Below are 26009 nucleotides of genomic sequence, written 5' to 3'. Positions count from 1 at the left end.
CGCGTCGAACCCCATGGAAAGGGGACCCCTTGACCGTCAACCGTGCTGACACCGCCGTCGTCGGCGGAGGCATCGTCGGCCTCGCCCACGCACTCGCCGCCGCCCGCCGAGGAGACCGTGTCGTCCTGTTCGAGCGCGACGACTTCGCCGTCGGCGCCTCCATCCGCAACTTCGGCATGATCTGGTCGATCGGCCAGCAGCGCGGCGCGATCTACGAGCGCGCCCTGCGCAGCCGCGAGATCTGGCTGGAGGTGGCCGCCAAGTCCGGCCTGTGGGCCGCGGAGACCGGCTCGCTGCACCTCGCCCACCACCCCGACGAGCTGGCGGTGCTGGAGGAGTTCCTCGCGAGCGCGCCGCGGGCCCGCGAGCAGGGCGCCCGGATGATCACCGCCCGGGAGACGCTGGAGCGCAGCGGCACGGCGCGCGCCGACGGGCTGCTCGCCGCGATGTGGAGCCCGACCGAACTGAACGTCGACCCGCGGCGGGCCATCCCGGCGGTCGCGGAGCACCTCGCCGCCGCGTACGGCGTCGACATCCGCTTCGGCGCGACCGTGCGCGGCATCGACCTGCCCACCGTGTCGACCACCGTCGGGGACTGGGCGGTCGACCGGGTGTATGTGTGCAGCGGAAACGACTTCGAGACGCTGTACCCCGAGGTCTTCAGCGCGAGCGGTCTGGTGCGCTGCAAGCTCCAGATGATGCGCACCGGTCCCCAGCCCGCCGGCTGGCAGCTCGGCCCGATGCTGTGCGGCGGACTGACCCTCCTGCACTACGCGGCCTTCGACGACTGCACCTCGAAGGCCGCGCTGGCCGCCCGGCTGGGCGAGGAGCTGCCCTTCCACCGGGCGAACGGCATTCACGTCCTGCTGTCCCAGACCGCCGACGGGCGACTGACCATTGGTGACAGCCATACGTACGCCAAGACCCTCGACCCCTTCGAGAGCGAGGAGATCAACCAGGCGGTCCTCGACTACCTCGGTACGTTCGCCGAGTTGCCGAATCCGGAGATCACCGAGCGCTGGAGCGGCTACTACCCGTCGTTGCGCGACGGCCGTACCGACCTGGTCGTCGAACCCGAGCCGGGCGTCACGGTCGTCAACGGCGTGGGCGGGGCCGGCATGACGCTCTCCTTCGGGCTGGCGGAGGAGGTAGTCGGCGGCTGACGCCACGCGGACATGCCGATGCCCCTCACCGGTTCCGGTGAGGGGCATCGCCTGTACAACGGTCCCGTACGACGGTCCCGTAGGACGTCCGGTAGGCCGTGCGTCAGTAGGCGATGCAGGCCGAACGCCACTCGGTGTAGAAGTCCCACACCTGCGGCGAGCACTCCGGCGGCCCGTACTGCGAGGCCTTCGACCCGACATGCGGAAGGTGCGCGTACGCCCCGACCCCGGGCCGGTTCACATGCAACATCCCGGCCTCGAAACGCTCGACGGCCTCGAACGCCCGCGACTGGGACGCGGTGAAGACCGTGCCCGACATCCCGTACTTCACGGAGTTGGCTATCGACATCGCCTCGTCGAAGCCGTCCGCGTCGACCACGGCCAGCACCGGACCGAACACCTCCTCCTGCGCCAGCTCGCCGTCCCACGGCACATCGCGGATCACGGTCGGCCGTACGTAGTACCCCTCGGGCAGATCCGCCCGCCGCTCCCGCCCGCCTCCGCACAGCACCTTGCCGCCGTCGCGCTGGGCGCCGTCGACCGCGGCGAGCGCGGCCTCCAGCCGGGCGGCGTTGACGACCGGGCCGATCCGCGACGCCGGGTCGTCACCGGGCCCCACCCGCAGATCCGCGACCCGCGGCACCAGCCGGTCCAGGAACTCGTCCCGCACCCGGACGTCGACCACGGCCCTGCTCGTCGCGGAGCACCGCTGCCCGGCCTGTCCGAAAGCGCCGTGCACCACGGCGTCCACGGCTTTGCCGAGATCGGCGTCGTCACACACGATCAGCGCGTTCTTGCCGCCCAGTTCGAGCTGGGTACGCAGGAGCCGGTGCGCCCCGGCGGTGTGGATGGCCGTACCGACGGGCAGCGAGCCGGTGAAACTGATGCCCGCGACGGCCGGATGGGCGACCAGCGCCTCGCCCGCCGCCACATCGCCCTGCACGAGATTCAGCACCCCGTCGGGGACCGCCGCCTGCTGGAAGATTTCGACCAGCAGCGCCGAGGTGAGCGGCGTCAGCGGGGACGGCTTCAGTACGGCCGTGCAGCCCGCCAGCAGCGCGGGCGCGACCTTCCACAGCGGGATCGCGAGCGGGAAGTTCCACGGGGACACCAGACCGACCACCCCGATGGGCCTGCGGAAGGTGTACGCGAAGGTGCGCTCCTCCTCGGCCGGCGCGGTCACCCCGCCGAGCAGCCGCGCCTGCCCCGCGGTGAAGTCCAGCACGGCCCGTGCCCGGCCCACCTCGCCGCGTGCCTCGCTCAGCAGCTTGCCCTGCTCGCGGGTGATGACGGCGGCGATCTCCTCGGCCCGCGCGCCGAGTATGCGACTGGCTTCCACCAGATACGCCGCCCGCTTGACCGGCCCGAGCCCACGCCAGGCTGGCAGGACGCCGGCCGCTGCGTCGACCGCGTGGTCCACGTCGACGCCGCCGGATTCGGTGAATTCGCCGATCACGTCGGAGACGTCGGCCGGGTTGACGTTCTCCCGGGTCTGTCCCGATTCCGCCGGGACCCACCGTCCGTCGATGAAGTTGCGCCGAAGGTGCTGTGCCACCGGATTACGCTCCGTAACGCGTGCCATGCCCTCCCCTTCGCTGGACCCGCCGGCGACGCCGCCGGATCCGGCCAGGCTCGCGCAGGCGCAGGGCCGTCACAAGGCACGATTCGCGAATGCGGCCGATAACCGGGCCCTATCGGCCGCAGGGACCCCGGGCGGAGCCCTTACCCTGGACGGGTGAGCGGTAACGACGTGGCTGGCGGAGTAGTGGACGGTTTGAAAACGTACGAGGTACGCACCTACGGGTGCCAGATGAACGTCCACGACTCCGAGCGGCTGTCGGGCCTGCTGGAGGACGCCGGCTATGTGCGGGCGCCCGAGGGCACCGCCGAGGGCGACGCCGACGTCGTCGTCTTCAACACCTGCGCGGTGCGGGAGAACGCCGACAACCGGCTGTACGGCAACCTCGGCCGGCTCGCCCCGATGAAGTCGAAGCGGCCCGGGATGCAGATCGCCGTCGGCGGCTGCCTCGCGCAGAAGGACCGCGACACCATCGTGCGGCGGGCCCCCTGGGTCGATGTCGTCTTCGGTACGCACAACATCGGCAAGCTGCCGGTGCTCCTGGAGCGCGCCCGTATCCAGGAGGAGGCGCAGGTCGAGATCGCCGAGTCGCTGGAGGCGTTCCCCTCGACGCTGCCCACGCGCCGCGAGTCCGCCTACGCCGCCTGGGTCTCCATCTCCGTGGGGTGCAACAACACCTGCACCTTCTGTATCGTCCCGGCGCTGCGCGGCAAGGAGAAGGACCGCCGCACCGGCGACATCCTCGCCGAGATCGAGGCGCTGGTCGGCGAGGGGGTCTCCGAGATCACGCTGCTCGGCCAGAACGTCAACGCGTACGGCGCGGACATCGGTGACCGCGAGGCGTTCTCCAAGCTGCTGCGGGCCTGCGGGACGATCGACGGCCTGGAGCGGGTCCGCTTCACCTCGCCCCACCCGCGCGACTTCACGGACGACGTGATCGCGGCGATGGCCGAGACGCCCAACGTCATGCCGCAGCTGCACATGCCGCTGCAGTCCGGCTCGGACACGGTGCTGAAGGCGATGCGCCGCTCGTACCGGCAGGACCGTTACCTCGGGATCATCGAGAACGTACGCGCGGCCATTCCGCACGCCGCGATCTCGACGGACATCATCGTGGGCTTCCCGGGCGAGACCGAGGCGGACTTCGAGGAAACCCTGCACGTGGTGCGCGAGGCACGCTTCGCGCAGGCCTTCACCTTCCAGTACTCCAAGCGGCCCGGTACGCCGGCGGCCGAGATGGAGAACCAGATCCCGAAGGCGGTCGTGCAGGCGCGGTACGAGCGGCTGGTCGCCCTTCAGGAGGAGATCTCCTGGGACGAGAACAAGAAGCAGGTGGGCCGGACCCTGGAGGTCATGGTCGCGGAGGGTGAGGGCCGCAAGGACGGTGCCACGCACCGGCTGTCCGGCCGCGCCCCCGACAACCGGCTGGTCCACTTCACCAAGCCCGGGGAGCCGGTGCGCCCGGGCGACGTGGTGACGGTGGACATCACGTACGCGGCCCCGCACCACCTGCTCGCGGAAGGCCCCACCACGGGCGTACGGCGCACGCGTGCGGGCGACGCGTGGGAGAAGCGGACCGCGGCCCCGCCGGAGCCGGCGGGCGTGATGCTCGGCCTGCCGACCATCGGCGCCCCGGCCCCGCTGCCCCCCGCGAGCACCGGCTGCAACGCGCCGGCCTGACGGGACGGTCACCGGGGCGCGGGCGCTGGTCCGCCACCGGCCCGGCCGCCGTTCGCCGCCGCGCCGCACTAGGCTGCGGATCATGCTCGTAGCCGCAGCCGTCTGTCCCTGCCCGCCGCTCCTCGTGCCCGAGGTCGCCGCCGGGGCTGCTCCCGAACTCGACGCCGCCCGGGCCGCGTGCTCGGACGCCCTCGGGGTGCTGGCCGCATCCCGGCCCGACCGGCTGATCGTCGTCGGGCCCGCCGAGCAGGAGGGCCGGGGCCCGTATTCACAGGGGGCGACCGGCTCGTTCCACGGCTTCGGCGTGGAGGTGCGGGCACGTCTCGGCACGGCGGCGGCAGGGACGCCGGAACGGCCGCTTCCGCCGTCCCTCGCGGTGGCCGCGTGGCTGCTGGAGCACGCCCACTGGTCGGCCTCGCCGGTCGAGGGCCTCGGGGTGGGCGAGCCGCTGACCACCGAGCGCTGTCTGCAGGTCGGCCGGGACCTGGCCGCCCAGGCGCAACGGGTCGCTCTGCTGGTCATGGGCGACGGCAGTGCCTGCCGGACCGTGAAGGCGCCCGGCTATCTCGACGAGCGGGCCGTCGGCTTCGACGCGGAGGCGGCCCGAGCGCTGGCCGACGCGGACGTGGCCGCGCTGGCGTCGATCGACGCGCATCTCGCGTACGAGCTGAAGGCGGCCGGGCGCGCGCCCTGGCAGGTCCTCGCGGGAGCCGCCGAGGGCACGGCCCTGGGCGGCCAACTGCTGTACGAGGAAGCGCCCTACGGCGTCGCCTACTTCGTGGCGGCCTGGTCATAACCGCCACCCGGCCTCGGCCACCACGTGCGCGGACGCGCGGGACGGCCGCGGGGCTTCCCGCGGCCGTCGTCGTTCGCCCGTGGACTTCGCCCGTGGACTCAGAACGCCCCGGGCGGAGGAGGCGGCGGTCCGGCGCCCTCTTCGCCCTCCTTGTGCGCGAGCCGGTCCAGGGCGTGCTTCGCCTTGTCCGTACCGGTCGCGATCCGGCTGCTGTACTTGCCCTTGGTCTTGGAGTCGACCGTTCTGGCGGCCTTGTCCAGTCCGTGCTCGATCTTGCCCCCGTGCTGCTGCGCGAGGTCGCCGACCTTGTGCTTCATGGTGTCCAGCAGGCCCATGGGTCACCTTCTCCTGACGCGGTTACTTGCGGGCGCCCTCGCCGGCCTCGCTGTCAGCGGCTTCGTCCGCCGACTGCTGCTTGGGGATCTCGACCCCATCGGCCCCGTCGGCCTTCCCCGAGTCCGGTGCTTGAGTCCCGGACGACGACGACGCCGCCGCGGCCGCCGTGTCCGCCGAGTCCGTCGTAGGAGTGGCCGTCACTGCCTCCTCGGTTGACGCCTGGGACTTCCGACGAAACCGTGCAAAAACGCCCATATCTTCTCCATACCTTACTCGTGTGAGCGAAATCCCGCGCCGCCCGGAGCGCCTCATTGCGTCGCCCGGAGGCAGCCGGTCCGTAAACCGGCGGCCGGAACCTCGCAACAGGCAACGACCCCGGCCACGTGCCGTCACCTCACTCGTTCGGGGACGTCGGGCGGGTTTGCGAGACTGGGGCGGTGAAAAGCGCAGCTCCCGCACCGCGGGTCATCGCCGTCGTCGGTCCGACCGCGGCCGGAAAGTCGGACCTCGGTGTCGCCCTGGCCCAGCACCTCGGCGGCGAGGTCGTCAACGCCGACTCCATGCAGCTCTACCGGGGGATGGACATCGGCACCGCCAAGCTGACACCCGAGGAGCGCGGCGGCATCCCGCACCACCTCCTCGACATCTGGGACGTCACCGAGGCGGCGAGCGTCGCCGAGTACCAGCGGCTCGCCAGGGCCGAGATCGACCGGCTGCTTGCCGCCGGCCGTACGCCCGTCCTGGTCGGCGGCTCCGGACTGTACGTCCGCGGGGCCATCGACGCCCTCGAATTCCCCGGCACCGACCCGGCCGTACGCGCGCGTCTGGAGGAGGAGCTGACGCTGCGCGGCCCCGGCGCGCTGCACGCCCGGCTGGCCGCCGCCGACCCGGCGGCAGGGCAGGCCATCCTGCCGAGCAACGGCCGCCGTATCGTCCGCGCGCTGGAGGTGATCGAGATCACCGGCCGCCCCTTCACCGCCAACCTGCCGGGCCACGACGCCGTGTACGACACCGTCCAGATCGGCGTCGACGTCAGCCGCCCCGAACTCGATGAACGGATCGCCCTCCGGGTCGACCGCATGTGGGAGGCGGGGCTCGTGGACGAGGTGCGCGCCCTGGAGGCGCGCGGACTGCGCGAGGGGCGCACGGCCTCGCGCGCCCTCGGTTACCAGCAGGTACTGGCGGCGCTCGCGGGGGAGTGCACGGAAGAAGAGGCGCGCGCCGAGACCGTACGCGCCACCAAACGCTTCGCGCGCCGCCAGGACTCGTGGTTCCGGCGCGACCCACGGGTGCACTGGCTCAGCGGAGCGGCCGCAGACCGGGGGGAACTCCCGGAGCTCGCGCAGACGTTGGTCGAACGAGCGGTCACAGCCTGATCACGTGATGGCATCGGGACGCTCCGGTCGTCAATCAGGCGCCCGCGAGCGTGCCATCATCGAGCTTCGATCGACCAGTGAAGTCCGAGTTGGGAGGGCGCGTGGCGATGGAGGCCGGCCCTCGCGACACAGATCAGGGAACCCCTGAAGAGGCGGCTCGACTGAGCCCGGACGGACCGGAGCACGACGAGCCGGCGCCCGAGTTCGAGGTCGAGCTGCGCCCCCAGCGGCGCCTGCGGATCTGGCAGCTCGCGCCGATCGTGATGCTGGCCGCGGTGGGGTCGCTGATGTTCGCCTTCCCCCTCGCCTTCGAGTTCGGCGACGGCGGAGCCGTGGTGGCCATGCTGGGGCTGCTGATCAGCTGCTGCGCGGCCGGCTGGGGCATGATGGCCGCCCGAAAGGTCGGCCACACCTGGCCCGGACTGCCCGCCCGGGGCTCCGGCGAGCGCCGCGACTGGCGGGTGATCGCGCTGTACGCCGCGGTGGTCCTCGCCGTGGCCGTGCTCTCCGTCTGGCGCGTGGCCCGGCTGCGCTGAGCGCTGCTGACCACTGCTGAACCGCTGCACCTGGCCGCCCGCAGCCGCTGGCCTCTGCCGACGCTTTGTACGATGGGCGCGTGACCACCTCGCAGATCGCCTTCCTCAAGGGCCACGGCACCGAGAACGACTTCGTGATCGTCCCCGACCCGGACAACACCGTCGACCTGCCCGCCGCGCTGGTCGCCCGGGTCTGTGACCGCCGGGCCGGCATCGGCGGCGACGGGCTGCTGCACGTCGTGCGATCCGCCGCCCACCCCGAGGCGAAGGCGATGGCCGACGAGGCCGAGTGGTTCATGGACTACCGCAACGGCGACGGCTCCATCGCCGAGATGTGCGGCAACGGCGTCCGGGTGTTCGCGCGCTACCTCCAGTACGCGGGCCTGGCCGGCGCGGGAGACGTCGCCATCGCCACCCGGTCCGGCGTCAAGCAGGTGCACATCGCCAAGGAGGGCGATGTCACCGTCGCGATGGGCCGGGCATCGCTCCCCGGCGCCGGCGTCACCGTGACCGTCGGCGGCCGCAGCTGGCCCGCCCTCAACGTCAACATGGGCAACCCGCACGCCGTCGCCTTCGTCGAGGACCTGGAGCACGCCGGCGACCTGCTCTCCGTACCGCCCTTCAGCCCCGCCGCCGTCTACCCGGACGGTGTGAACATCGAGTTCGTCGTGGACCGCGGCCCCCGCCACGTCGCCATGCGGGTGCACGAACGCGGATCGGGCGAGACCCGCTCCTGCGGTACTGGCGCCTGCGCCGTCGCCGTCGCCGCGGCCCGCCGGGACGGCGCCGACCCCGCGCAGACCGGTGCCCCCGTCACGTACACCGTGGACGTGCCCGGCGGCACCCTGGTCATCACCGAGCTGCCGGACGGCACGGTCGAGATGACTGGCCCCGCCGTGATCGTCGCCGAGGGCACGATCGATGCGGCCTGGTGCGCAGCGACCGACACCGCCTAGGCCCTCTCTTTTGGATCAGGCCGGACCAGGGAGCGGGGTCTGGTGCCGTGCATCGCAAGGCGGAGGAAGGAGTCCACGCGGAGCGTCGACGACTGACGACAACGCAGCGAGGCGCGGTGCCAGAGCACGCGAGCCCGGCAAGATCCGAAAGAGAGGGCCTAGGCCTTCGCTCGAATGGGTGATCCGGTTCACGCTGAGCGAGAGCCGGACTGCGCCACGTGGTGGGGTCGGTAGCATCAAGCACCGGTCCGGAGGGCACATCACCGCCCGCCCACCGCCGGTCGATGCTGCCGGAGGTGCCATGAGTGCAGAGGCCACGAACCCCGACGCGCACAGTCGCAGACGCGCCCGTCCCCGGATCGACCTCCGCAGGCTGGGCCGCGCCGCGCTCCTGGGGACCGCCGGGCGGGACCGGCTCCCGGACGCGATCGGCCATGTCGCGGACGCCCACCGCGCCCACCATCCCGACGCGGATCTCGCCGTACTGCACCGGGCGTACGTACTGGCCGAGTCCTCGCACCGCGGGCAGATGCGCAAGAGCGGCGAGCCGTACATCACCCATCCGCTCGCCGTGACGCTGATCCTCGCCGAACTCGGCGCGGAGACCACGACCTTGACCGCGTCCTTGCTGCACGACACGGTCGAGGACACCGAGGTGACGCTCGACCAGGTGCGCGCCGAGTTCGGTGCAGAGGTCTGCTACCTGGTCGACGGCGTGACGAAGCTGGAGAAGGTCGACTACGGAGCGGCCGCCGAGCCGGAGACCTTCCGCAAGATGCTCGTCGCCACCGGCAACGACGTCCGGGTCATGTCGATCAAGCTCGCGGACCGGCTGCACAACATGCGCACGCTCGGGGTGATGCGCCCCGAGAAACAGGCGAGGATCGCCAGGGTCACCCGGGACGTGCTGATCCCGCTGGCCGAACGGCTCGGTGTACAGGCCCTGAAGACCGAGCTGGAGGATCTCGTCTTCGCGATCCTGCATCCCGAGGAGTACGAGCACACCCGCGCCCTCATCGCCACCCACGCCGGAGACGAGGACCCGCTCCCCGCCATCGCGGAGGAGCTGAGGGCGGTGCTCAAGGAAGCCGGCATTCCGGCCGAAGTGCACATCCGCGCCCGGCACTTCGTCTCGCTGCACCGGGTGCGGCTGCGGCGCGGCGAGCTGCGCGGTTCCGACTTCGGGCGGCTGCTCGTCCTGGTCGGGGAGGACGCCGACTGTTACGGGGTCCTCGGTGAACTGCACACCTGCTTCACCCCGGTGATCTCGGAGTTCAAGGACTTCATCGCCGTCCCCAAGTTCAACCTGTACCAGTCGCTGCACACGGCGGTCGCCGGGCCGGACGGCGCGGTGGCCGAAGTCCTCATCCGTACCCATCAGATGCACAAGGTCGCCGAGGCCGGTGTGATCGCGCTCGGCAATCCGTACGCGGCCGCGGACGGCTGCGCCGACGGGCAGGCGGGCGGCGAGCCGGGCGTCGCGGGGGAGGGGGTCGAGGGTGAGCGTGCCGAGGGCGAGCGCGTGGAAGGCGAGCGCGTGGAAGGAGAGCGCGCGGACCCCACCCGGCCGGGCTGGCTCTCCCGGCTGCTCGCCTGGCAGCAGTCCGCTCCCGACGCCGACACGTTCTGGAGTTCCCTGCGCCAGGACCTGGCCGAGGACCGGGAGATCACCGTCTTCCGCGCCGACGGCGGAACGCTCGGCCTGCCCGCGGGTGCGAGCTGCGTGGACGCGGCATACGCCCAGCACGGCGAAGCGGCCCACGCGTGCATCGGTGCGCGCGTCAACGGACGGCTGGCCTCCCTGGGCACCGGTCTGAGCGACGGCGACACCGTCCAGCTGCTGCTCACGCACGACGCGGCCTCCGGCCCCTCACCGGAGTGGCTCGACCACGCCCGCACACCCGCCGCCCGGATCGCCATCACCGGCTGGCTCGCGACCCACCCCGAGGGGGTGAAGGTGCCGGCCGCCGCGCCCCGCCCGGCCGCCGCAGCGGTGAGCGCCGTCCGCCGGTCCGCGCCGAACGCCGTCGCGGACCTGCCGGACGCGGCCGTACGCCTCGCCGGCTGCTGTACGCCGGTACCGCCCGACCCGGTCACCGGCTTCGCGGTACGCGGCGGAGCGGTCACCGTGCACCGGGTCGAATGCGCCGCCGTGGCCCGGATGGAAGCGGCCGGGCGGGCGCCGGTCGGGGTCCGCTGGCGGGCGACCGCGGACTGCCGCGTGACCCTGGTCGCCGAATCGTTCGGCCGCGCCCACCTGCTCGCCGACCTGACCGAGGCCATCGCCAAGGAGGGCGCGGCCATCGTCTCCGCGACCGTCGAACCGCCCAGCGAGCAGCGCGTCCGGCACACCTACACCCTGCAACTCCCCGACGCCGCGGGGCTGCCCGCGCTGATGCGCGCGATGCGCGACGTCCCGGGCGTGTACGACGTGACCCGCGCCCAGCATCCGGCCACCTCGCAGGGCGTCTGACCTCGTTCGGGTGGGCGGAACGCGCGTCGTCGCCGCGTACGGCGCGGGCGCTGGTAGCGGTGGTGCATGCAGCTCACTTCCCGTCGTGCACGCGCCGCCCTGCTGGCGGCCGCCTCGGCCGCCCTCCTCGGTGCGGCCCTTCCTCCGCCCGCGCCGCTCGGTATCGGCGACCCCCTCTTCCCGCACCTGGGCAACCCCGGCTACGACGTCGTCTCGTACGACATCGCCTTCACCTACCGCGGCAGCAACAGCAAGCCGCTGGACTCGGTCACGAAGATCAACGCGGTGTCCACCGACCGGCTCGAACGGATCAATCTCGACTTCGCGCAGGGCACGGTCCGCGAGGTCATGGTCAACGGCCGCGCCGCACAGTTCGCCGGAGCGGGTGAGGACGTGGTCGTCACGCCCGACCGCGCGCTGGCCGACCGCGCCCGGTTCTCGGTCACGGTCCGGCACACCAGCGATCCGAAGGCTGAGGACGGTGGCTGGGTGCGGACCGAGGACGGGCTGGTGATGGCGAACCAGGCCGACGCCGGGCACCGGGTCTTCCCGGGCAACGACCACCCCTCCGACAAGGCCTATTTCACCTTCCGGATCACCGTGCCGGAGGGGCTGACGGCGGTGGCCAACGGTCTGCCCGTGGCGCGGCACCGCGGCGCGGCGGCCACCACCTGGACGTACCGGACCGCCCTCCCCATGGCGACCGAGCTGGCGCAGGTGTCCATCGGCCGCTCGGCCGTGGTGCGGCGGACCGGACCGCACGGCCTGCCGATCCGCGATGTGGTGCCGGCCGAGGACAAGGCCGTCCTGGAGCCCTGGCTGAAGAAGACGCCGGCCCAGCTGGCGTGGATGGAGGCGAAAGTCGGCCGCTACCCCTTCGAGACGTACGGCCTGCTGATCGCCAGGGCGGACACCGGTTTCGCGCTGGAGACGCAGACGCTGTCCCTGTTCGAACGGCAGCTGTTCACCCGGTCCGAGTACCCGGAGTGGTACGTCGACTCGGTCATGGTCCACGAGCTGGCCCACCACTGGTTCGGCAACAGCGTCACACCCCGGGTCTGGTCCGACCTGTGGCTGAGCGAAGGACACGCCACCTGGTACGAGGCCCTCTACGCGGAGGAGCGCACGCGCACAAAGGACAAGAAGGACGCGAAGGAGCGGACGCTGCAGGCGCGCATGCGGAAGGCCTACGAGAGCTCGGACGGATGGCGCGCTGCGGGCGGCCCGCCCGCCGCGCCCAAGGCGCCCGCACCGGGACAGAAGATCAGCCTCTTCAGGCCGGTGGTGTACGACGGCAGCGCGCTGGTCCTCTACGCGCTGCGCCAGGAGATCGGGAAGCCGGCCTTCGAGCAGCTGCAGCGGCGCTGGGTGCGCGAGCACCGGTACGGGACCGCCGGCACCGCCGACTTCGTACGGCTGTCCTCGGAGATCGCGGGGCGGGACCTCACCAGGTTCTTCCGGGGCTGGCTGTACGGGCAGAAGACGCCGGCCATGCCCGGGCACCCCGGCTGGAAGAGCACTCCGGCGGCCGGGCGGGAATAACCGTATGACGGCCGTCGCTGCAGCGTGTCACTATCGAACGGTCGGCGACGCTGCCGGGCCGCAGGGCGAACGAGTCCGCAGGGACCTGCGGGAATCTTCCGGGTCCGTCACGCGTTGTGACTGTCGAACGAGATGCCCCACCCAGAATCGACGTTAGGAACCAATGACCTCCTCTTCTTCCCCTTCCCAGGAAGCGCAGGATGCGCAGAGCTTCACCGAGAGCCTTCGGGCCGATGCCCTGATGGAAGAGGACGTCGCCTGGAGCCGCGAGATCGACGGAGACCGGGACGGTGATCAGTTCGACCGCTCGGAGCGGGCCGCGCTGCGCCGTGTGGCCGGACTCTCCACCGAGCTCGAGGACGTCACCGAAGTCGAGTACCGGCAGCTGCGCCTGGAGCGCGTCGTGCTGGTGGGTGTGTGGACCTCGGGGACCGTGCAGGACGCGGAGAACTCTCTGGCGGAGCTGGCGGCGCTGGCCGAGACGGCGGGCGCGCTGGTGCTCGACGGTGTCATCCAGCGGCGCGACAAGCCGGACCCGGCCACGTACATCGGATCCGGCAAGGCGCAGGAACTGCGCGACATCGTCCTCGAATCCGGGGCGGACACCGTGGTGTGTGACGGTGAGCTGAGTCCCGGGCAGCTGATTCATCTCGAAGACGTCGTCAAGGTCAAGGTGGTCGACCGGACCGCCCTGATCCTCGACATCTTCGCCCAGCACGCCAAGTCCCGCGAGGGCAAGGCGCAGGTCGCCCTCGCGCAGATGCAGTACATGCTGCCGAGGCTCCGGGGCTGGGGTCAGTCGCTCTCCCGTCAGATGGGTGGCGGCGGCTCCGGTTCCTCGGGCGGCGGTATGGCCACCCGTGGTCCCGGTGAGACCAAGATCGAGACGGACCGGCGCCGGATCCGCGAGAAGATGGCGAAGATGCGCCGGGAGATCGCGGAGATGAAGACCGGCCGCGAGATCAAGCGGCAGGAGCGCAAGCGCAACAAGGTGCCCTCGGTCGCGATCGCCGGGTACACCAACGCGGGCAAGTCCTCCCTGCTCAACCGGCTCACGGGCGCGGGCGTGCTGGTGGACAACGTCCTGTTCGCGACCCTCGACCCGACCGTGCGCCGGGCCGAGACGCCGAGCGGCCGGGGCTACACCCTGGCCGACACGGTCGGGTTCGTCCGGCATCTGCCGCACCACCTGGTCGAGGCGTTCCGCTCCACGATGGAGGAGGTCGGCGAGTCCGACCTGATCCTGCACGTGGTGGACGGCTCGCATCCGGTTCCGGAGGAGCAGCTGGCCGCCGTGCGCGAGGTGATCCGCGACGTGGGTGCGACCGATGTGCCCGAGATCGTGGTGATCAACAAGGCGGACGCCGCCGATCCGCTCGTACTGCAGCGGCTGCTGCGCATCGAGCGGCACGCGATCGCCGTGTCGGCCCGGACCGGTCAGGGCATCGACGAGCTGCTGGCGCTGATCGACTCCGAACTGCCGCGCCCGCAGGTCCAGATCGAGGCTCTCGTGCCGTACACGCAGGGCGGACTCGTCGCGCGGGCCCATGCCGACGGCGAGGTGATCTCCGAGGAGCACACCCCGGAGGGCACGCTGCTCAAGGCGCGGGTGCACGAGGAGCTGGCCGCGGACCTGGCACCGTACCTGCCGGCGGCGCACTGACCGCTCGCGGGACAACCGAACAGCACAGGCCGAAGGCCGGTCCTCTCACCTGAGAGGACCGGCCTTCGGCCTTGCCGGCGGACAGCGGGGCTGTGCTGCGGGCCGGATCCTTACTGGCCGGCGAACTTGTCGCTCATCGTGGTGTAGATCTCCTGGGCGCCCTCACCCAGCCGCGGGCCCGCGAGCCAGCCGGCCGTCACCGGGCCGATGGAGGTGTTGGAGACCAGCGCGAGCTTGCCGTTCGGCTGCTCGGCGAACCAGCCGCCACCGGAGGAACCACCGGTCATCGTGCAGCCGATGCGCCACATGGTCGGCGTGGCCGGGCTGAGGGAGAGCCGGCCCGGACGGTCGACGCACTTGTGCATGATCGCGCCGTCGAACGGCGGGGCGGCCGGGTAGCCCCAGGCACCCATCGCGGAGATGCCCTGCGCCTCGGGAGCGGCGAAGTCGACGTCCAGCGCGACGCCGACCGTCTCCTCCAGCGACTTGGTGCCCTTCTCGGGCTTCACGTGCATCACGGCGTAGTCGTACGGTGCGCCCTGGCCGCCGGTCGGGCCGCCCTGGGAGATCCACTCACCGGAGGTCGAGACCCAGTCGGCCCAGTAGACGCCGTACGGCGCCACTTCCCGCGGCTGGGCGTTCTCCAGCTCGGCCGGGGACTTGCCCAGGTCGTTGTAGGCGGGGACGAAGGCGATGTTGCGGTACCAGCCGCCCGCCTGCCCGGCGTGCACGCAGTGGCCGGCGGTCCACACCAGGTTCGACTTCCCCGGGTTCTTCGGGTCCTTGACGACGGTGGCGGAGCACACCATCGAGCCCTCGGGGGCGTCGAAGAAGACCTTTCCGACCGGTGCGGCGTTCTTGTGGTACGGCTTCTCCTCGGCCTTGGCCGGGACCGGAGCGGGCTCCGGGTCGGTGACACCCTGGTCGCCGGGGATGTCACCGGCGGCGAGCGTCTTCGTCGGCGACTTGGCCGCCGTCATCCGCTCGGGCTTCCACAGGTTCTCGATGACCGGGTTGACGAAGTCCTTGGCCTCACGCAGCCAGTCGTCCTTGTCCCAGTTCTTCCAGGCGCCGTTCTTCCACTTCTCCGGATCGATGCCGTGCTGCTTCAGCTGGTCGGCGAGGTCGGCGACATCGGCGCCGCCGCCCTGGTTGCCGGCCGGCTGCGAAGCGGCGTCGCCGGGCTTGTTGTCCACCTTGTCCTCGGTGGGACCACAGGCGGTCGCAGTGAGCGCCAGTGCCGCGGCGAGGCCGGTGGCGGCCAGCAGCGGACGTATGGATCGCATGAAACCAAAACCCCCGATATGTTCTTGTCTGTTCATCTATGTTGCGTATGCGTCAGGTTGACGAGCCGTCAGCGGCTACCGGCCGGCGAACTTCTCGCTGACCGCGTCGTAGATCCCCTTGGCCTCCTGGCCCAGCCGCGGGCCCGCGAGCCAGCCGGCCGTCACCGGGCCGATGGAGGTGTTGGACACCAGGGCCGGCTTGCCGTCCCGGCCGGCCGCCACCCAGCCTCCGCCGGAGGAACCGCCGGTCATGGTGCAGCCGATGCGGTACATCGTCGGGTCCGTGGTGTTCAGCGACAGTCGGCCCGGCCGGTCGGCGCACTGGAACTGCTGCTGCCCGTCGAAGGGCGGCGCGGCCGGGTACCCGGTGGCGGTGATGGTGCTGACCTGCTGCGCGGCCGGGGCGTCGAACTCCACCGGTACGGCGGAACCGACCGTCTCCTCCAGCGACTTGCCGCCACTTCCCTTCTCCGGAGTGACGTGGATCACGGCGAAGTCGTACGGCGCGCCCTGGCCCCCGGTCGGGCCGCCCTGGGAGATCCACTGCTCCGAGGTCTGTGCCCAGTCGCCCCACCACACGCCGTACGGGGCCACCTGCTCGGGCTTCGCGCCCTGCAGTTCCGCCGCGGACCTGCCGGCGTCGTTGTAAGAGGGCACGAAGGCGATGTTGCGGTACCAGCCGCCGTTCTTGCCGGCGTGCACGCAGTGGCCGGCGGTCCACACCATGTTGGACCTGCCCGGGTTCTTCGGGTCCTTGACGACGGTGGCGGAGCAGACCATGGACCCCTCGGGACCGTCGAAGAAGACCTTCCCGGCCTCGGGAACACTGCCGTGGTACGGCGGACTGACGGCCTCGGCCTTCACCGGTGCCGGCGTCGGGTCGGTCTTGCCCTGGTCGCCGGAGAGGTCCTCCTCCTCGACCGGCTTGTCGGGCTGCTCGGCGTCACGCATCCGCTCCGGGTCCCAGAGGTCCTCGATGATCGGATTGATGTAGTCCTCGGCCTCGCGCAGCCAGTCGTCCCTGTCCCAGTTCTTCCAGGCGCCGTTCTTCCACTTGTCCAGGTCGATACCGCGCTCCTTGAGCCGGTCCTTCAGATCGTCCGGAATCGTGATCTTGCCGTCGGCGGACTGGCCCGCGGACGCGGCCGGCGGGTCGGCGGCGTTGTCCTCACTCGGACCGCAGGCGGTGGCGGTCAGGGCGAGCACCGCGCACAGGCCGACGGCCGCCTGCACCGGGCGTGTGCGACGCGCGCTCCTTCCGCGTAGGGCAGCGAAAGCCGGGCGTATGGGTCGCATGTCGTGATCCCCCTGGGACTTCGAAAGCTGAAGCGAACTCGTTGCTCACGCCGGCGTCCGAGCGGTGGGCCCCGGAGTGCAACCCCCCACTATGCCGGTGCCGATGGGGACGGCGACGGGCAGGGCCGCGGTTCCGCTCCCGCAAGGATCTTCCGGATCACCCGTGATCCGCCGCGGTCGGCGTCGTTGGTACGTACGGGGGACGCGCGGGCAGCGTTCATGTTCGAACAGCCATCACTGCGGGAGGACCAACAGCCGTGGCCGTGACCGAGACTGCCGCTCCGGCGGCGCCGACCACCGCGCACGAGGGCATCCTGCGGCGGCAGTCCCTGCGCGAATCGGCAGCCCGGACCTATGCGCGGTCACTGCCCATCGTGCCGGTACGCGCGCGCGGCCTGACGATCGAAGGGGCGGACGGGCGCCGCTATCTGGACTGCCTCTCCGGCGCCGGAACCCTTGCTCTCGGGCACAACCATCCCGTGGTCCTGGAGGCGATCAGGAAGGTCATCGACTCCGGTGCTCCGCTGCACGTCCTGGATCTCGCCACCCCGGTCAAGGACGACTTCACCACCGAGCTGTTCTCCACCCTCCCCCGTCAACTCGCCGACCACGCACGGGTGCAGTTTTGCGGACCGGCCGGCACCGATGCCGTCGAGGCGGCCCTCAAGCTGGTCCGCACCGCCACCGGGCGCCAGGGGATCCTCGCCTTCACCGGTGCGTACCACGGCATGACGGCGGGAGCCCTCGCCGCCTCCGGCGGCGCCCAGGACGTGCGGGTCACCCGCCTGCCCTATCCGCAGGACTACCGCTGCCCGTTCGGCGTGGGCGGTGAGCGCGGTGCCGAACTCTCCGCCCGCTGGACCGAGAACCTCCTCGACGACCCCAAGGGCGGCGTCCCCGCCCCGGCCGGCATGATCCTCGAACCGGTCCAGGGCGAGGGCGGCGTGATCCCCGCACCCGACGGCTGGCTGCGCCGGATGCGCGAGATCACCGCCGACCGCTCCATTCCGCTCATCGCCGACGAGGTGCAGACGGGCGTCGGCAGGACCGGCACCTTCTGGGCGGTCGAGCACAGCGGGATCGTCCCCGATGTGATGGTCCTGTCCAAGGCCATCGGCGGCAGCCTCCCGCTGGCCGTCGTGGTCTACCGGTCCGATCTGGACGCCTGGGAACCCGGAGCCCACGCGGGCACCTTCCGGGGAAACCAGCTCGCCATGGCGGCGGGAGCGGCGACCCTCAGGTACGTACGGGAGAACCGCCTCGCGGACCGCGCGGCCACCCTCGGGGCCCGGATGCTCGGCCGGCTCCAGGGGCTGGCCGCGGAGTACCAGTGCATCGGGGACGTCCGCGGCCGCGGCCTCATGATCGGCGTGGAACTCGTCGACCCGGAGGCGCAGGAGCTCACGGGCACGGGCTCGGCACCGGCCTCGCCGGCTCTCGCCGCCGCGGTCCAGCAGGAGTGCCTGCGGCGCGGGCTCATCGTCGAACTCGGCGGCCGGCACTCCAGCGTGGTGCGTCTGCTGCCTCCCCTCACCCTCACCGACGAGCAGGCCACGGCGGTCCTCGACCGGCTCGCCGACGCTCTCGCCGCCGCCGCAGGTACTCCGTACCGCCTCGAACAGCCCGGGCTCTCGCACTGAACCCGGGCACCCTCACAAGGAAGACCGCCGTGAACTCCAGCCCCGCACCCGAGCAGACTCCGGCCGACGGCCACCCCACCGCCTCCCCGCACGGTCCGGGCGGCCCGCGAACCGAGACGGCCGGTCCGGCGACGGTGCCCCGGCAGAAGTCGGGCCGGGACGGCGAGCCGATCGCAGCCGGCTCGGGCGAGGCCCGCCCGACGGACCCGCCCACCGGCCCGGACCCCCTCGACGACCCCGAACCGCTGTCCGCGGCCGAGGCGGCCGCCCTGGAGAACCTGCTGCGCTGCTGGACGCGGGAGAACGACCTTCCCCGGCCGAGCGGCCCCACCCTGCGGATCCCGCTCGACGCCAGCGGCACCGCGCTCCTCGTGCCCGTCCGGTACTGGTCGGACACCGGCTGGCACCGGTTCGGCCCGCCCACCCTGGCGGGCGGCCCGCAGGGCGCCCCGGCTGCCGACGCCGTCACCGTCGCCGCGCTGCTCGTACGCGAAGCCGGCGGGCACGGCGGCGCCGACCTCGTCGGCCGCGTCTCCGACTCGGTACGCCGCACCGCGGAGTTCATCGCCGACCGGCGTGCCCGTCCCGAAGCTCCCGGCACGTCGGATCTCTTCCTCACCGCGGAGCAGTCCCTCCTGCTCGGCCACCCCCTGCATCCGACCCCCAAGAGCCGCGAAGGCCTGTCCGAGGCCGAGACGCGTCTGTACTCCCCCGAGTTGTACGGCTCCTTCCCGCTGCACTGGATGGCCGTCGACCGCTCCGTACTCGCCACCGACTCGGCCTGGACCGAGCGCGGCCGGACCGTCCCCGCGGAGCAGCTCCTCGCCCGGCCGGCCGGGGACCTCACGCTCCCCGAGGACACCGTGCTGCTGCCGCTGCACCCGTGGCAGGCGCGGGAGCTGAAGCACCGGCCTGCCGTCGCCGCGCTGTTCGACGCCGGCCTCCTCCACGACCTCGGCCCGCACGGCGCCCCCTGGTACCCCACCTCCTCCGTACGCACCGTGCACCGGCCGGATGCCGCCGCGATGCTCAAGCTCTCCCTCGGCGTACGCATCACCAACTCCCGCAGAGAGAACCTCCGCAAGGAACTCCACCGCGGTGTCGAGGTCCACCGGCTGCTCCGCGGCGGCCTCGCCGAGGAGTGGCGGGCGGCGCACCCCGGCTTCGACATCGTCCGCGATCCCGCCTGGCTCGCCGTGGACACCCCGGACGGCGAGCCGATCCCCGGGCTCGACGTCCTGGTGCGCCACAACCCGTTCCGTCCGGAGGACGACGCGGTCTGCGTCGCCGGCCTCGGCGCCCCGCGCCCCTGGCCCGGCCGCCCCGGCATGCACTCACGGCTCGCCGACCTCATGGGCCGGCTCGCCGCGCGTACCGGCCGCCCCACCGCCGCCGTGGCCGCCGAGTGGTTCATGCGCTACCTCGACCACGTCGTACGGCCGGTGCTCTGGCTGGACGGCACCGCGGGCATCGCCCTCGAGGCGCACCAGCAGAACACCCTCGTACTCCTCGACCCCGACGGCTGGCCCGTCGGCGGCCGCTACCGGGACAACCAGGGCTACTACTTCCGCGAGTCCCACCGGAGCGGCCTCGACCGCCGGCTGCCCGGCATCGGCTCGGCGAGCGACACCTTCGTCTCCGACGCCGTCACCGACGAACGCTTCGCCTACTACCTCGGCATCAACAACGTCCTCGGCCTGATCGGAGCGTTCGGCGCGCAGCGCCTGGCCGACGAACGCGTCCTGATCGCGGCCTTCCGCCGGTTCCTCGGCAAGACCGCCGCGCTGGGCTCACCGCTGCCCGCACAGCTCCTGGAGAGTCCACACCTGCGCTGCAAGGCCAACCTGATGACCCGGCTGCACGGCCTCGACGAACTCGTCGGCCCGGTCGACACCCAGTCCGTCTACGTCACCATCACCAACCCCCTTCACGTCTGACGGCGCACGACCCGTCCCCTCTGCAGACAGGAGAGCCTCTCCGTGCCTCCCTCCGACGCGAGCACAGCCGCCGGCACCGGCCCCGACACCGGCACCGGCACCGGCACCGGCACCGGCACCGGCCCCGACAGGGACTCCGGCGCCGAGGACACCCTGGACTTCCGGCTGCCCGAGGGCACCGTCCTCACCGATGACCTCCTGCCCGGCCTGCCCCCTTTCGACGAGCCCGGGCCCAGCCTGCCGAAGCGCGCCGCCCCCGGCTCCGGCTCCCTCGGCGGCCGGGCCGGCCTGCCCCACCTCGCCGAGGCCGACCTGCTCGACTCGCCGGCCGACTGGGGTCCCACAGCCACCCCGGCCGGTGTCTTCCAGCTCGTCCCGGTGCGCGTCGACCGCGATCTGCCGATCATCTGCCGCTGGATGAACGACCCCGCGGTCGCCGCCTTCTGGGAACTGTCGGGCCCGGACTCCGTCACCGCCGCGCACCTGCGCGCCCAACTCGACGGTGACGGCCGCAGCATTCCCTGCCTCGGCGTGCTCGGCGGCACTCCCATGAGCTACTGGGAGATCTACCGAGCGGATCTCGACCCCCTCGCCCGCCACTACCCCGCCCGTCCTCACGACACCGGACTCCACCTCCTCATCGGCAATGTCGCCGACCGCGGGCGCGGTCTCGGGACGACCCTGCTGCGCGCCGTCGCCGACCTCGTCCTGGCCAACCGCCCCCGCTGCGCGCGCGTCGTCGCCGAACCGGACCTCCGCAACACCCCCTCCATCTCCGCCTTCCTGGGCTCCGGCTTCCGCTTCTCCGCCGAAGTGGACCTTCCCGACAAGCGGGCCGCACTCATGGTCCGCGACCGCGCCCTGCGCAATCTGCTCTGACCTGTCGCTGTACGCACAGCTGCTTGCTGCCTGAGATACACCGCTCGCGCCCGATCGGTTTCACCCGAGGAGTCCCCGTGCCGAATCCACTTGCCACCCCCGACTCCGAAGACCCCATCGCGCCCCAGTCACCGCCCGAGTTCAACCGGGCCGCCTGGGACCGGGCGTCACGGCGGCTGCTCGCCAAGATGCTGGGGGAGTTCGCGTACGAGGAGATCATCGAGCCGGTCCGGTCATCCGGAGGTGACCGGTGGAACCTCACCCTCGACGACGGCGGGACCCTGGGCTTCCAGGCCCGCCGGGGTGCCTACGGCAGCTGGCTCGCCGACGCGCGGAGCATCACCCTGCAGCAGGACTCCGGCAGCGACGTCCAACAGTTCGGCGACCCGCTCCGGTTCCTCGTCCTCGCCCGCCGGCTGCTCGGCCTGGACGGAGCCACCCTCGGCCACCTGATCCGCGAACTGACCGTCACCCTCAGCGCCGATACCCGGCTCGACCACACCGCCCTGACCGCCGAGCGGCTGGCCGACCTCGACTACGCGGAACTCGAAGGCCACCAGACCGGCCACCCCTGGCTGATCTTCAACAAGGGCCGCCTCGGCTTCTCCGGCGCCGACACGGCCCGCTGGGCGCCCGAGGCCCGCAGTCCCCAGCGCCTCCCCTGGCTCGCGGCCCACACCTCGATCGCCGCCTACCGTGGCACCGGAGCCCTCGCCGAAGCGGAACAGCTCTACTCCCGGGAGCTCGACCCTGCTGTCCGCGCCGCCTTCGACCAGACCCTGCGGGCGCGCGGCCTGGAACCTCGCGAGTACCTCTACCTGCCCGTGCATCCCTGGCAGTGGGACGAGATCGTGCTGCCGCTGTTCGCCGAGGCCCTGGCCTCCGACGCCGTCGTCCCGCTGCCGGCCGACGGCGATCTCCGGCTGCCCCAGCAGTCGATCCGGACCTTCCTCAACACCAGCCGGCCCGACCGGCACACCGTCAAGCTGCCGCTCTCGGTACTGAACACCCTCGTATGGCGTGGGCTGCCCACCGAGCGCACCGTCGCCGCGCCCGCGGTCACCGCCTGGGTGCACGCGCTGCGCGACGCCGATCCGTACCTCCGCGACGGGTGCGGTGTGATCCTGCTCGGCGAGATCGCCTCGGTCACCGTCACCCACCCCGTCTACGACGCGCTGCCCGAGGTCCCGTACCAGTACAGGGAACTCCTCGGCGCCATCTGGCGCGAACCCCTCCCCGCACGCCTGGCGGCCGGCGAGCGCGCCCGCACGCTGGCCTCGCTGCTGCACAGCGATCCCCGGGGCCGGGCTCTCACCGCCGAGCTCGTGGGCCGCTCGGGACTCGCCCCCGAGGTCTGGCTGCGCCACCTCTTCGGCGCGCTGCTGCCCCCGCTGCTCCACTTCCTGTACCGCTACGGCACGGTCTTCTCCCCGCACGGCGAGAACGCCATCGTCGTCTTCGACGAGCAGGACGTGCCGGTACGCCTGGCCGTCAAGGACTTCGTGGACGACGTGAACGTCAGCGCGGAGCCGCTGCCGGAACACGACTCCATGCCGGAGGACGTGCGGGAGGTCCTGCTCACCGAGCCGCCGTCCTTCCTCACCCAGTTCATCCACTCGGGACTCTTCGTCGGCGTCTTCCGCTACCTGGCGCCCCTCTGCGAGGCACAGATGGGTGTCCCGGAATCCGCTTTCTGGTCCCTGGTCCGGGCGGAGATCCTCCGCTACCAGGCACGTTTCCCGGAGCTCAAGGAGCGGTTCGAGATCTTCGACCTGCTCACTCCCCGCATCGACCGGCTCTGCCTGAACCGGAACCGCCTCCACCTCGACGGCTACCGTGACCGCCCGACCAGGCCGCACGCCGCCGTGCACGGAACCGTCCCCAACCCCCTCCACCAGGCGTGACAGCTCTGTTGTCAGTGCCGCCCCGTAGGGTGGACCCGCTATGACGAAGCCCTCCCTCCCCGACCTGCTGCACGCCGCCGTCACCGCCGTCGGTGGTACGGAGCGCCCCGGCCAGGTCTCCATGGCCGAATCCGTCGCCGAAGCCATCGACGACAACTCCCATCTGCTGGTCCAGGCCGGCACCGGCACCGGCAAGTCCCTGGGCTATCTCGTGCCCGCCCTCGCGCACGGAGAGCGGGTCGTCGTCGCGACGGCCACGCTCGCGCTCCAGCGCCAGCTGGTCGAGCGTGATCTTCCGCGGACGGTGGAGGCGCTGCATCCGCTGCTGCGCCGCCGCCCCGAGTTCGCCATGCTCAAGGGCCGTTCCAACTATCTGTGCCTGCACCGCCTCCACGAGGGCGTGCCACAGGAGGAAGAGGACGGGCTGTTCGACCAGTTCGAGGCGGCCGCGCCCACCAGCAGGCTGGGCCAGGACCTGCTGCGCATGCGCGACTGGGCGGACGAGACCGAAACGGGCGACCGCGACGACCTGACGCCCGGCGTCTCGGACCGCGCCTGGTCCCAGGTCTCGGTCTCCTCGCGCGAGTGCCTGGGCGCGACCAAGTGCGCGTACGGGGCGGAGTGCTTCGCCGAGGCGGCGAGGGAGCGTGCCAAGCTCGCCGACGTCGTCGTCACCAATCACGCCCTGCTGGCCATCGACGCGATCGAGGGCGCCCCGGTGCTCCCGCAGCACGAGGTGCTGATCGTCGACGAGGCGCACGAGCTGGTCTCCCGGGTCACCGGGGTCGCCACCGGCGAACTCACCCCCGGCCAGGTCAACCGGGCGGTGCGCCGCGCTGCCAAGCTCGTCAACGAGAAGGCGGCCGATGCGCTCCAGCCGGCCGCTGAGACCTTCGAGCGCCTGATGGAACTCGCGCTTCCCGGCCGCCTCGAAGAGATCCCCGAGGACCTCGGGTACGCCCTGATGTCGCTGCGCGATGCCTCCCGCACGGTCATCTCCGCCCTGGGCAGTACGCGGGACAAGTCGGTCCAGGACGAGGACGCGGTCCGCAAGCAGGCCCTCGCCTCCGTCGAGAGCATCCACGACGTCGCCGAGCGGATCACCAACGGATCGGAGTACGACGTCGTCTGGTACGAGCGCCACGACCGGTTCGGCGCCTCCCTGCGCGTCGCCCCGCTGTCGGTGTCCGGACTGCTCCGCGAGAAGCTCTTCGCCGAGCGGTCCGTCGTCCTCACCTCCGCCACGCTCAAGCTCGGCGGTGACTTCAACGGCGTCGGCGCCTCGCTCGGGCTCGCGCCGGAGGGCACGCAGGGCACGGAGGGAGAAGACCTCCCGGTCTGGAAGGGACTCGATGTCGGGTCGCCCTTCGACTATCCGAAGCAGGGCATCCTGTACGTCGCCAGGCACCTGGCGGCGCCGGGCCGCGAGGGCTCACGCGGTGACATGCTCGACGAGCTCACCGAACTGGTCGAGGCGGCCGGTGGCCGCACCCTCGGCCTCTTCTCCTCGATGCGGGCGGCCCAGGCCGCGGCGGAGGAGCTGCGCGGGCGGCTCGACGCGCCGATCCTGCTGCAGGGCGAGGAGACACTGGGCGAGTTGATCAAGAGATTCGCCGCTGATCCGAAGACGTGCCTGTTCGGCACGCTCTCGCTCTGGCAGGGCGTGGACGTGCCGGGCACCAGCTGCCAGCTGGTGATCATGGACCGGATCCCCTTCCCCCGGCCAGACGACCCGCTGATGAGTGCCCGGCAGAAGGCGGTCGAGGAGGGCGGGGGCAACGGATTCATGGCCGTCGCCGCCACACACGCCGCCCTGCTGATGGCGCAGGGCGCGGGCCGGCTCGTACGGGCGTCGGGCGACCGGGGCGTGGTCGCCGTGCTCGATCCGCGACTGGCCACGGCACGCTACGGCAGCTATCTGCGGGCTTCACTGCCCGACTTCTGGTACACCACGGACCGCAACCAGGCGCGCCGCTCCCTGGCCGCCATCGACGCGTCAGCAAAGGCGACCGAGGCGTAATAACCGCAACCAGTAATTGAGCAACCTCCACGGCGAGCAACCACCTCCGCGAAAGCGGCGGCGGCGCCGCAAAAGCAGGGCCCCGGGACCGGCGCAGTGGGTCCCGGGGCCCGGTCATTGCCGGCGGGGTGGTCACACCCGCCGCAGGACCGCCACGACCTTGCCGAGGATGGTCGCCTCGTCGCCGGGGATCGGCTGGTAGGCGGCGTTGTGGGGGAGCAGCCAGACATGGCCGTCCTCGCGCTTGAACCGCTTGACCGTCGCCTCGCCGTCCAGCATCGCGGCCACGATGTCGCCGTTCTCCGCGACCGGCTGGCGCCGCACCGTCACCCAGTCCCCGTCGCAGATGGCTGCCTCGATCATCGAGTCGCCCACGACCTTGAGGACGAAGAGCTCGCCGTCCCCGACCAGCTGGCGCGGGAGCGGGAAGACGTCCTCGACCGACTCCTCGGCGAGGATCGGGCCACCGGCCGCGATCCGGCCGACCAGCGGTACATAGGAGGCGGCCGGCTTGCCCGCCGTGTCCGTGGGCTGCGGGCTCGCCTGGTCGGAGCCGCGCACCTCGTAGGCGCGGGGCCGGTGCGGGTCACGGCGCAGGAATCCCTTGCGCTCCAGGGCCATCAGCTGGTGGGCGACGGACGACGTGCTGGACAGCCCCACCGCCTGGCCGATCTCACGCATCGACGGCGGGTATCCCCGCCGCTGCACCGAATCCCGGATGACCTCGATCACCCGCCGCTGCCGGTCTGTGAGACCGGAGCTGTCCGCCCGGATCCCTGGGGGCCGCCCTGGCAGCGAGCGCGCGGGCTTGGGCCCCTCCGGGTTCATGGCTGCGTCATTCATTGCATGCACCGGCTCGAGTCGGCTCTGGGAGCGGTCCTGGGCAGTGATGGTGGCACTGTCTGCGGTGGTGGTCACGTCGTAGGCCCCTCTCGAGATGTTCTCCC

Annotated in this window: 20 protein-coding genes; 14 read left to right on the top strand and 6 right to left on the bottom strand. The window is 71.9% G+C overall.

What is annotated here, in order from left to right; all coding sequences use genetic code 11:
- Positions 1-29: 29 nt before the first annotated feature.
- Complete coding sequence (locus ACWV17_RS06715; RefSeq protein ID WP_455358878.1) at positions 30-1163, top strand: TIGR03364 family FAD-dependent oxidoreductase; 1134 nt, start codon at positions 30-32, stop codon at positions 1161-1163.
- 103 nt (positions 1164-1266) lie between these two features.
- Here ACWV17_RS06715 and ACWV17_RS06710 read toward each other — a convergent pair whose 3' ends face one another.
- On the bottom strand, positions 1267-2718 hold the full coding sequence (locus tag ACWV17_RS06710) for an aldehyde dehydrogenase family protein (RefSeq protein WP_455358877.1): 1452 nt from the start codon (positions 2716-2718) through the stop codon (positions 1267-1269).
- A gap of 180 nt (positions 2719-2898) precedes the next feature.
- Between ACWV17_RS06710 and miaB the strand changes: the two genes are divergently transcribed.
- Together miaB and ACWV17_RS06700 are read left to right on the top strand one after the other, a co-directional pair.
- The gene (gene miaB / locus ACWV17_RS06705; protein WP_455358876.1) at positions 2899-4422 is read left to right on the top strand and encodes a tRNA (N6-isopentenyl adenosine(37)-C2)-methylthiotransferase MiaB; all 1524 of its coding nucleotides are present in this window, start codon (positions 2899-2901) and stop codon (positions 4420-4422) included.
- Between the two features lie 82 nt (positions 4423-4504).
- Complete coding sequence (locus ACWV17_RS06700; RefSeq protein WP_455358875.1) at positions 4505-5218, top strand: class III extradiol dioxygenase subunit B-like domain-containing protein; 714 nt, start codon at positions 4505-4507, stop codon at positions 5216-5218.
- 98 nt (positions 5219-5316) lie between these two features.
- On the opposite strand, the gene ACWV17_RS06695 is transcribed toward ACWV17_RS06700, so the two are convergent.
- Together ACWV17_RS06695 and ACWV17_RS06690 are read right to left on the bottom strand one after the other, a co-directional pair.
- Positions 5317-5553: an antitoxin gene (locus tag ACWV17_RS06695; RefSeq protein ID WP_455356600.1), complete on the bottom strand. Its 237-nt coding sequence runs from the start codon at positions 5551-5553 to the stop codon at positions 5317-5319.
- Between the two features lie 22 nt (positions 5554-5575).
- On the bottom strand, positions 5576-5755 hold the full coding sequence (locus ACWV17_RS06690) for a gliding motility protein (RefSeq protein WP_455358874.1): 180 nt from the start codon (positions 5753-5755) through the stop codon (positions 5576-5578).
- Between the two features lie 236 nt (positions 5756-5991).
- On the opposite strand from ACWV17_RS06690, the gene miaA reads away from it, so the two are divergent.
- The 6 genes from miaA to hflX all read left to right on the top strand — a co-directional run bounded on the left by miaA (position 5992) and on the right by hflX (position 14100).
- Positions 5992-6930 (top strand): tRNA (adenosine(37)-N6)-dimethylallyltransferase MiaA, encoded by a 939-nt coding sequence (miaA, locus tag ACWV17_RS06685; RefSeq protein ID WP_455358873.1) that lies wholly within the window; start codon positions 5992-5994, stop codon positions 6928-6930.
- A 107-nt stretch (positions 6931-7037) separates the two neighbouring features.
- Positions 7038-7466, top strand: coding sequence for a hypothetical protein (locus ACWV17_RS06680; RefSeq protein ID WP_455356635.1), 429 nt, complete (start codon positions 7038-7040; stop codon positions 7464-7466).
- 80 nt (positions 7467-7546) lie between these two features.
- Complete coding sequence (gene dapF / locus ACWV17_RS06675) at positions 7547-8422, top strand: diaminopimelate epimerase (RefSeq protein ID WP_455358872.1); 876 nt, start codon at positions 7547-7549, stop codon at positions 8420-8422.
- A 301-nt stretch (positions 8423-8723) separates the two neighbouring features.
- Positions 8724-10895 carry a RelA/SpoT family protein gene (locus ACWV17_RS06670; protein ID WP_455358871.1) on the top strand — a complete coding sequence of 724 codons (2172 nt, stop codon included), beginning with the start codon at positions 8724-8726 and terminating at the stop codon, positions 10893-10895.
- 66 nt (positions 10896-10961) lie between these two features.
- Positions 10962-12437: a M1 family metallopeptidase gene (locus tag ACWV17_RS06665; protein ID WP_455358870.1), complete on the top strand. Its 1476-nt coding sequence runs from the start codon at positions 10962-10964 to the stop codon at positions 12435-12437.
- A 163-nt stretch (positions 12438-12600) separates the two neighbouring features.
- Positions 12601-14100, top strand: coding sequence for a GTPase HflX (gene hflX, locus ACWV17_RS06660; protein ID WP_455356606.1), 1500 nt, complete (start codon positions 12601-12603; stop codon positions 14098-14100).
- 110 nt (positions 14101-14210) lie between these two features.
- Here hflX and ACWV17_RS06655 read toward each other — a convergent pair whose 3' ends face one another.
- The gene (locus ACWV17_RS06655) at positions 14211-15386 is read right to left on the bottom strand and encodes a trypsin-like serine peptidase (RefSeq protein WP_455358869.1); all 1176 of its coding nucleotides are present in this window, start codon (positions 15384-15386) and stop codon (positions 14211-14213) included.
- A gap of 75 nt (positions 15387-15461) precedes the next feature.
- A complete protein-coding gene (locus tag ACWV17_RS06650) occupies positions 15462-16682 on the bottom strand; it encodes a trypsin-like serine peptidase (protein WP_455358868.1) in 1221 nt (406 codons plus the stop codon).
- Between the two features lie 257 nt (positions 16683-16939).
- Between ACWV17_RS06650 and ACWV17_RS06645 the strand changes: the two genes are divergently transcribed.
- From ACWV17_RS06645 to ACWV17_RS06625, 5 genes are all read left to right on the top strand, one after another.
- The gene (locus ACWV17_RS06645) at positions 16940-18322 is read left to right on the top strand and encodes a diaminobutyrate--2-oxoglutarate transaminase (protein WP_455358867.1); all 1383 of its coding nucleotides are present in this window, start codon (positions 16940-16942) and stop codon (positions 18320-18322) included.
- A gap of 29 nt (positions 18323-18351) precedes the next feature.
- The gene (locus tag ACWV17_RS06640) at positions 18352-20259 is read left to right on the top strand and encodes an IucA/IucC family protein (protein ID WP_455358866.1); all 1908 of its coding nucleotides are present in this window, start codon (positions 18352-18354) and stop codon (positions 20257-20259) included.
- A gap of 42 nt (positions 20260-20301) precedes the next feature.
- Positions 20302-21138 (top strand): GNAT family N-acetyltransferase, encoded by an 837-nt coding sequence (locus ACWV17_RS06635; RefSeq protein ID WP_455358865.1) that lies wholly within the window; start codon positions 20302-20304, stop codon positions 21136-21138.
- Between the two features lie 77 nt (positions 21139-21215).
- Positions 21216-23042 carry an IucA/IucC family protein gene (locus ACWV17_RS06630; RefSeq protein WP_455358864.1) on the top strand — a complete coding sequence of 609 codons (1827 nt, stop codon included), beginning with the start codon at positions 21216-21218 and terminating at the stop codon, positions 23040-23042.
- 40 nt (positions 23043-23082) lie between these two features.
- Positions 23083-25062, top strand: a complete 1980-nt coding sequence (locus ACWV17_RS06625) for an ATP-dependent DNA helicase (protein ID WP_455358863.1) — start codon at positions 23083-23085, stop codon at positions 25060-25062.
- A 132-nt stretch (positions 25063-25194) separates the two neighbouring features.
- Here the strand turns inward: ACWV17_RS06625 and lexA are convergent, their stop codons facing one another.
- A complete protein-coding gene (gene lexA, locus ACWV17_RS06620; protein ID WP_254371406.1) occupies positions 25195-25980 on the bottom strand; it encodes a transcriptional repressor LexA in 786 nt (261 codons plus the stop codon).
- Positions 25981-26009 lie beyond the last annotated feature (29 nt).

It is taken from the genome of Streptomyces mabaensis (genome assembly GCF_053763515.1).
Note: the sequence above shows the minus strand (reverse complement) of the source record. Positions and strands in the feature narration are given on the sequence as shown.

Coding starts and splice junctions, on each gene's coding strand:
- ACWV17_RS06700 (WP_455358875.1), top strand. CDS start 4,505: ATGCTCGTAGCCGCAGCCGTCTGTCCCTGCCCGCCGCTCCTCGTGCCC.
- ACWV17_RS06695 (WP_455356600.1), bottom strand. CDS start 5,553: ATGGGCCTGCTGGACACCATGAAGCACAAGGTCGGCGACCTCGCGCAG.
- ACWV17_RS06680 (WP_455356635.1), top strand. CDS start 7,038: ATGGAGGCCGGCCCTCGCGACACAGATCAGGGAACCCCTGAAGAGGCG.
- ACWV17_RS06670 (WP_455358871.1), top strand. CDS start 8,724: ATGAGTGCAGAGGCCACGAACCCCGACGCGCACAGTCGCAGACGCGCC.
- ACWV17_RS06665 (WP_455358870.1), top strand. CDS start 10,962: ATGCAGCTCACTTCCCGTCGTGCACGCGCCGCCCTGCTGGCGGCCGCC.
- hflX (WP_455356606.1), top strand. CDS start 12,601: ATGACCTCCTCTTCTTCCCCTTCCCAGGAAGCGCAGGATGCGCAGAGC.
- ACWV17_RS06655 (WP_455358869.1), bottom strand. CDS start 15,386: ATGCGATCCATACGTCCGCTGCTGGCCGCCACCGGCCTCGCCGCGGCA.
- ACWV17_RS06650 (WP_455358868.1), bottom strand. CDS start 16,682: ATGCGACCCATACGCCCGGCTTTCGCTGCCCTACGCGGAAGGAGCGCG.
- ACWV17_RS06625 (WP_455358863.1), top strand. CDS start 23,083: ATGACGAAGCCCTCCCTCCCCGACCTGCTGCACGCCGCCGTCACCGCC.